Here is a 7,917-nt window from a genome sequence, read left to right on the forward strand (position 1 = left end):
TATCTATTTAAATATCGCTTTTAATTTAGTGTAGTCCTTCAATCCCGGAGCCAGCTCGAACTTGCTGTTCACATCTATGGCATATAAACGGCTGTCGTTGATCTCGCGTATTTCATCTACCTGATCAATATCTATTCCACCACTTAAGAAGAAGGGTTTCGATGTTTTGTTTTGGCTCAGGAGGCTCCAGTCGAACCGCTGTCCCGAACCTCCATGTGCAGGAGTCTTCGTGTCAAACAAAAAATAGTCCACATTCTCCTCATAAGCATTCAGCAGGCCGAAGTCAAAATCTTCATCCACGCCAAAGGCCTTGATTACCTCCACACCCAGATCAGCAATTTCCCGGCAGAAGTCAGGCGACTCCGAGCCATGCAGCTGCACGGCGGTTAATCCCAGCTTTTCCACCCAGGAAGCAATCTCTGCCGCGTCCGCATTAACAAATACACCCGTTTTTTTTATTTCTTCCGGAAGCGTCTTCAATAATCCGGCATCCACGTTTTCCGCAAACCGGGCCGAACGGGAATAAAAAATAAAGCCAAGATAGTCGGGCGATAATGAGGCCACCTCCCGGATGTTCCCGGAATCCCTCATACCGCAGACCTTGATCTTGAACGGGCGGGTCGATATGTTCAAAGGAGCAGCCATTAGTTCAGGCCGATTAATGTATTGAAGCTGTTCAGGGCTTTTTTAGAAAGAAGTGCTTCTTCAGCCTCGTAGAAGCAGTCGGCAAAGGATTTCTCCGGGCAAATCGTTTTGATGCCGAGCGCCGCATTGGTAAGTACCACATTGCTTTGCTCCGTCGTTCCGCGTCCGTTAATCACCTCCATAAATATCTTCGCTGATTCTTCAACGGTACTTCCACCGCCAATCGTAGCCGGGTCAATCTTGTCGAAGCCGATCTGCTCCAGGGTGTAGATCTTTTCCCCCGTATTACTGAAGGTTTTGAAGTTTCCCGTCAGAGAGATCTCATCATAACCATCCAGGGCATGCAGGATCGTGTACTGTTTATCTGATTTCTGATACAGGTATGCATAAAGGCGTGCAATCTCCAGGCTAAATACCCCTACGACCTGGTAAACAGGATTAGCCGGATTTACCATCGGTCCCAGCATATTGAAGAATGTTTTTACACCCAGTTCTTTACGGATAGGCGCCACATTTTTCATTGCGGAGTGAAAGAGTGGAGCATGCAGGAAACAGATGCCTGCCTTTTCAACGCTCTTTTGCAGAAACGAAGGATCGTTACTAAACCGGCAGCCCAGGAATTCCATCACATTGGAGGATCCACATCCGGAAGAAACACCGTAGTTTCCGTGCTTAGCCACCTGGTATCCCGCTCCGGCTACCACAAAAGAGGCCAGCGTGGAGATATTGAAGGTGTCTTTACCATCGCCACCCGTTCCGCAAAGGTCAATGAGTTTGTACTGCTGGAGTCCAGGGTCCAGACAAAGATCAAGCATCGCATCGCGGAAGCCTTCCAGTTCTTCAACAGTCATGCTCCTCATGCAGTATGCCGTCATGAAGGCAGCCATCTGCGAGCTATTGTACATCCCGGTGGTGATGTTTGTCAGAATCTCTTTAGCCTCCCGGGAATTAAACGTTTTGTGCTCGAATAAGCGGTTTAAGATTTGTTTCATGTAATGTTTTTCTTGTCCCCGGCAGGACAAAAAAAAGGTTGCCTGCCGGGCAACCCTGTTTATTTTCTTTTTATAAAAATATACATATACAGTTTGCCTCTACGATTGCTCGAATTGCCACCACCAAAGCTTATGTATAGTATTTGTCTTCATACCTGTAATGACAAATATGCTAAATTCTTTCAGATATATGAAATGTTTCCCGATCTAAGTAAAATAAGTTCCCGGCGGGGTATGTCGATCATAAAAAGCGTTAAACCTGCTTATAAACAACAAAGGCTCCTGCATGGGAGCCTTTGTTGTTTTATAATGCGAACGATATAATCCTATTTGGTGTAGATCTTACTTGCATCCCGATAGCCGGCAGCCGTATTGCTGTACCAGTCTGTGAAGGAGAGACCTCCGGAAACTGCCCAGTCAGCAAAGTGAGGGTAAGCCGCTGTAACCGGACTCATTTCTACCGGATACTGATAGGAGCCCACAAAGTTGATTGCCCAGGGGTAGTTCTCCTTCGACAGGTAGTATTTGCTGCTGCTTTGACTAGAAGCATCGTCAGCTGTGCCAAAGAGCTTGGTGTCGGCCTTGTCAGTTGGTAGAAATCCCGGAAGGTGGATTTCGTATCCCCTGCGCAGGTTGCTGATCAGGAATGGATTAAACTTAGATACCTGTAAGCTCGTTGTGGGCAAAGGTGAGGTGAATGTTACCATCACGGTACTCGTGTTGCCCGTTACTTTTGCTTTGCCCGGACTCACGTTCACAAAGTATGATCCGTCAGGGTTTTTCAGCAACGCTTCATGATTATCGAAAGGTACGATGACCGCGTTGGTCTGACCTGCTTCAACGCCGTTTGCCGCGAAAGTAAGATAGTTGCTGATCGTTTGCTGACCAGTCACTGAACGTACTGAAGATGCAGGCACCGGCAGTTGAATCGCAAACCCGTTGCGGTATGATGCCCCGGCAGCTACCGGAGTAAATTCGCCCTTCATATCGACTATCTGATTCTGAGCATTGCTCGTAAAGGTATAACGATAGTTGACAACAAGGTCATTCAGGTCGAAATCACCCTTCGCCGGCCAGTTATCTTCAAAGCCGATGCTGGCAGTTCCTGTTTGAGAAGGATAGAAGCTGATGTAGGCTCTGCTAGGGTCGTTCGGGAATGCATCCTGCGCGTCCTGTATGCCGTCACCGTCACTGTCGCCTCCTTTATCTATTGGCGGTACACCTCCGGTAGAAATACCGGTTACCGGATTCGATGTAGCATAAACAACCAGATCATTAAAGTCATTATCCGATTCTGTCTGACGGTTTAAATCTTCAAAGCCTATCAAAAACAGCTTATGTACATCATCATAGAGTGTGACTGTATGCTTTTTTGTAGCTGCGGTAGTTTCCGGATTGAAGCTCGGATTAGAATAGAACTTAACCGTAGAGGTCATGACACCGGTAGAGCTCCATGCATTCTGCAGCAGCACAAAACCGATGGAGGTGCCTGCATTGAAGCGTCCCAGCTTCACTTTATCACCGGAGTTCAACCCGCCTGCAGAACCTATAGCGGAAGAGTTCGGGAAAATAAGGGTGATCTTGCTGATATCATCTACGCGTGTCGGCGGAGTATTAGTCGGATAAGTATAGTAGCCCAGCGAATTGAGTAAGCCGGCACCTTCCGATACGAACGTAATCCATACATCTGATGTGGCATTGATATGCAGGTCCGGCACAGCCGTGCTGCTCAGATACTCAGGGTGAGTTCTGGTCAATGCCGAGCCTTCTGGCAACGACGCATTTACATAAGATAGCAACGAAGCCGGGATCACGTCAGGAGTGCTCTCCAGATATACCGGTCTCCCCAGCTTGAACGGATACGCAGTGGTATTCAGGACAGCGTTGCTGGAAGACGTATACGGACTCGGGTAAGTGATGGTTGGAGTTGCTGATGTGGTTGCTGTGGCTGTCACCAGGCTGCTTAGTTTAGCTACCTGAGTGCTGGCCGTGTTTGTAATTTCTTCAGGAACAATATCACCCGAATAGCCGTCTTTGCCGCCAATAGTGGCAACGATGCTGTTAGACGATGAAATGACGGCCTGCGCATTGCGGATCAGGCCTATATAAGCCGGATCAATAATCAAGCGGCTTACAGAAGCGGGCACCGTGACTATACCGCTAAGCTGTCCGTTTTGATTAGTTGCACCTTTATAAATCGGCTCCTGAGTATCGGGGAGGTAAACGGCCACTACAACTCCGGCTAATGCTTCGTTATTGTTCGTTTTTAGGTTAAGGTTTAAGCTGACATTTTTGGTGGTGCTGAAGTTAAAACCTTCCGGTGCAATCTTGGTAAGGGGAGTGGTTTCCTCCGGCACAGAGGAGCCTTCTTTTTTGCAACCCGCCAATGCTCCTAAGGCAGCAAGTAGAGTGAACGTTAAAAATTTTCTCATATAGTGTTTCTCAAAAGGTCATTACTCCATTGCGAATAATGTGATCCTGATTATTTACTTCTACGAAAAAGTTACATACTTGGTTTTTGAAAATGTGCAGTTAATATGATTATTTTTTGGCCATGCGAAAGCTGCCGGAGCAAACAAATTGAACCACAAGGAAGCGGCCGTAGGTTCATGCAGATTAATCCTTTTGTGCTATTTTCTATTTTATCGCTAGTGCTTTTGGTAAATGCAGCCCATTAGCTACTCCGTTTTTCCCCCTATGAGTCCGACCCTGGGATCTAAAAGTCGGACTTCCATCAGTATCTTATCAGCCGCTGTGCTAGCTGATAAAAAATGCTTTATACTGAATTTCACCTTACAAAAATCAGACACTTAAACAGCTTTGTATTTACAACGATTAAAATTCGTACGATATAATTTTTACACCAGACGTAAATCAAACAGATTTACTTTGACTTGATTTTGTTGCTCTTTATTTTCTTCTTGATGTTGATTTGTGGATCGGCTAAATGGCAGTCTAGATGAGATCTTATGTGAACAGGCATCGTATCTATGTCCTTATTTAGGAAAAATGCGCTGTATTTGAGAATATTGAGTCGCGAAACTCTAAAAAATCGACACCTTCCGGTAGTCAGCCTATCTTGTCGCAAAAAAGAATATGGCAAAAGTAGACAACAGAGGTATGGTGCGTGGCACTGCAGGTTCGGTGGTGTATCGCCGGTATCGCGAAATGAACATCATTCAGGGGAAACCCCGCAAATTCAAACAGACCAGCGAAAGCATTCGCGCTTCGACGGAGTTCGGGCTTTCCAGCAGCACAGCTGCGGTGATTCGCCGGGCATTTCAGCCCGCTTATGTCCACCACGATGGTCAGGCGGTGAGCCGGAGCACGCAATTGGTGTACCGGGGTATCCGGGGAAGCCTGACCCGGCAGGTGGGCGAGCGCGACCTGCATGATGCAGACCTTAAAAGCATCATCGGGATGGAGTTTAATAACAATAGTCCGGTGAGCGCTGTGCTCCAGGTCAACCACCGGATAGAACGTGATGAGCAGGGGAGGATCCGCGTCCTAATGGGAGCTTTGAACGAGAGAACAGATCTCCGGGTACCTCTGAGCATCGATAAAGTTGTTAGCAAGTACTGCATCCGTTTCAGCCTGATCGGCTTCAATTTCAGGAAGGAGTATTATGAATATCTGGAGGTAAAGGATCTGGAGCTGAACAAATACGGAGAGCTGGAAGCGCAGGAAATTTGGTTTGAAACACAGCCTGCCCCAGAGCAGTTGCTGATGTTGAGTGTTTCGGTACTGGCTTACAGGAAAACAAGAATGGACGAAGGATACGTGTTGCTGAACAGCAAGGAGTTCAGTCCCTCTGCGCTGATAGCAGTCTATGCGGCCGAAGAACCGGGAGAATACCCGTCGGGGCCAGTGAATATGGAGCTCAGCGAGGCGCAGCTAGCACAGGAAACCATTTGCTACATGGGTTACGCGGGCAACCGGCTGCTGCGTGACCTGGAACGAAAGTTTGGACCTTACATAATAGCGCCTAAGAAGCGAACGACTCATGATAAAGAACCGCAGCTCTTCCCGGTTGGGAAGCGGGTATCGTTTTCTTGAGATGTGCGGGCGCCATAAACTGTAGAAGCCTTCTGTCGGGGGAATTCGGTCGATTGACATCGTGTCTGCCAGGATGGTCCAGCCGAGTAGTGACTTTACTTTCGGCTAACTAAAGAAGATCTGATCCACACTGAATCATTTCGATAATGTAGCCTGTCCCATGGATAAAGCCTATCCATATGAAAAAATGTACATAGTTGATTCCGTAGGGGAGCAGAACTGCAACGAGTGAGCGTACTGCAACCTATGGCTCGGAAATGAGACTAACTATTAGCATCGAGTAACGTATCCTCTAAGTATATATCCATTTGGCGGGGCTTCAACTGTTTTTTTAAGTGTCTTAAGAGGTCGGTAAAGGTTGGCTCAATGGCGATTCGGCAGCAGACATGAACATCTGCTTTTGCTTGAAGATCAAGCTTGGCTGCAAACAAACAAGCGATTGCATTGTCACCCTTCGAACAATTGGGCCTATCTTTGTTGGAAATATGTTCTTTATTGCACTATGAAAGAAATCTACTTAGCCGTTAAAAATTTCATCATTTACCGCTTTAATCTTCATGAAGACACGGAAGATAATGAGCTGACCATTGAAGCAATCAAGAAGAATGTTGAATTCAGGGGCGCCAATCTCTGGACCTTGATCTTTGCTATATTTATAGCCTCTATTGGTCTTAATGTAAACTCCACAGCTGTTATTATCGGTGCAATGCTCGTGTCTCCTCTGATGGGTCCGATAATGGGCATAGGCCTGGGAATAGGTATTAATGATTTTGATCTTGTAAAAAAGGGACTGAGAAACCTCGGTATCGCCACAATAATCAGTATCGCCACCTCTTATCTTTATTTTTGGATTACACCATTGCATGATGCCTCTTCAGAGATCCTTGCCAGAACTTCACCTTCTATCTGGGATGTATTTATAGCAGGACTGGGTGGCCTGGCGGGTATTGTTGCTGCTACGCGTAAGGATAAAAGCAACGCTATCCCGGGTGTTGCCATTGCGACTGCATTGATGCCGCCTTTATGTACTGCTGGTTACGGCCTGGCGTCCGGGAATATTTATTTCTTTTTCGGGGCATTATATCTTTATTTCATAAACAGCATTTTCATCTGTGTAGCAACATTCCTGATCGTTCGCTTTCTCCAATTTCCAAAAAAGGAGTTTCAGGATAAATCGTATGAAAAAAAGGTGAGCAGGTATATTCTTATTATAGTTCTACTGACTACAGCCCCCAGTATCTATCTAACCTACCAGATTTTAGAAAAAAGTATATTTGAGACTAACGCTGAGGCTTTTGTTCAAAAGGAACTGAATTTTACCAATACGCAGGTTATTACTAAAAACTACAACTATGGCCGAAGCGGTCGTGAAATAGATCTTTTACTTCTGGGTGCCGATCTAACAGGTCGCCAGATTGACTCCCTGACCGCTAAATTGGGACTATATAAGCTCGACGGCACTAAACTCACTATAAGGCAGGGGTTAAACGCCAAGAATGAGATCGATTTGTCTCAAATAAAGGCGAGCATTCTGGAAACCGTCCACCAGAATAATAATCCTTCGAATCGAAAGGAAAATAGCAGGTATACAAAGATTGATAAACCCATTCCTGACATTAGAGAAGAACTCAGGTCATTGTATCCCGAGATGAACGAGTACAGCATTTCCAATGTTGAAGTTCATAAAACAGATACGAACAGAGTGGACACGCTTACCCAGGTTGTAGCCAGTTTTGACAACACAATCTCTAAAACCGAAAGGACTAGAATGGCCACCTGGCTTAAAAGGAGGCTTAAGGTCGATTCTTTACAAATTATTGTGCAGTCGAATTAGATCCTATCTCCTGGAATTCGGGTCCAGCGATTTGACTATTGGCTGCTATGTTTGGTGGAGGTACCTCTCTCAGGAAACGGGCAGTACAATCGAAGCGTATCAATTCTCTGTTTTCTTAACACTAAACCGGAATTGAATGATCTATAAGTTTTTATAAGTGGATTTTAATAGATTGTACTAGCCCCCCTAAAAGCCTGGACTAAATTTAGAAAACAATTTAGAACCATTAAATTAGGGAATCATGAAAATAGAAAGAAGGGCGTTCACGCCTGAAGACAGGCTTTCTATCATTCAGGAAGGCGAGCGAGAGGGAATCACATCCACTTGCCGGAAGTATAATTTAGCACCCTCACTATATGCCAGATGGAAGAAGAAGTATCAGTGTAAGGG

General features: G+C 45.8%; 6 protein-coding genes. 3 read left to right on the forward strand and 3 right to left on the reverse strand.

Annotated elements, in window-relative coordinates; translation table 11 throughout:
- Positions 1-3: 3 nt before the first annotated feature.
- The 3 genes from ACO1NU_RS01995 to ACO1NU_RS02005 all read right to left on the reverse strand — a co-directional run bounded on the left by ACO1NU_RS01995 (position 4) and on the right by ACO1NU_RS02005 (position 4,069).
- The gene (locus ACO1NU_RS01995) at positions 4-645 is read right to left on the reverse strand and encodes a phosphoribosylanthranilate isomerase (RefSeq protein ID WP_448816774.1); all 642 of its coding nucleotides are present in this window, start codon (positions 643-645) and stop codon (positions 4-6) included.
- The gene (trpD, locus tag ACO1NU_RS02000; protein WP_448816775.1) at positions 645-1,637 is read right to left on the reverse strand and encodes an anthranilate phosphoribosyltransferase; all 993 of its coding nucleotides are present in this window, start codon (positions 1,635-1,637) and stop codon (positions 645-647) included. Before trpD ends, ACO1NU_RS01995 begins: the two co-directional genes overlap by 1 nt.
- 326 nt (positions 1,638-1,963) lie before the next feature.
- Complete coding sequence (locus tag ACO1NU_RS02005; protein WP_448816776.1) at positions 1,964-4,069, reverse strand: LruC domain-containing protein; 2,106 nt, start codon at positions 4,067-4,069, stop codon at positions 1,964-1,966.
- A gap of 664 nt (positions 4,070-4,733) precedes the next feature.
- Between ACO1NU_RS02005 and ACO1NU_RS02010 the strand changes: the two genes are divergently transcribed.
- The 3 genes from ACO1NU_RS02010 to ACO1NU_RS02020 form a co-directional block, all read left to right on the forward strand.
- Entirely contained in the window at positions 4,734-5,693 is a 960-nt protein-coding gene (locus ACO1NU_RS02010) for a hypothetical protein (RefSeq protein ID WP_448816777.1), read from the forward strand.
- 502 nt (positions 5,694-6,195) lie between these two features.
- A complete protein-coding gene (locus tag ACO1NU_RS02015; protein WP_448816778.1) occupies positions 6,196-7,527 on the forward strand; it encodes a TIGR00341 family protein in 1,332 nt (443 codons plus the stop codon).
- A 241-nt stretch (positions 7,528-7,768) separates the two neighbouring features.
- Positions 7,769-7,917: transposase (locus ACO1NU_RS02020; protein WP_448816781.1), on the forward strand; the 149-nt coding region annotated here is incomplete at its 3' end.

The sequence above is a fragment of the Arcticibacter sp. genome (assembly GCF_053551015.1).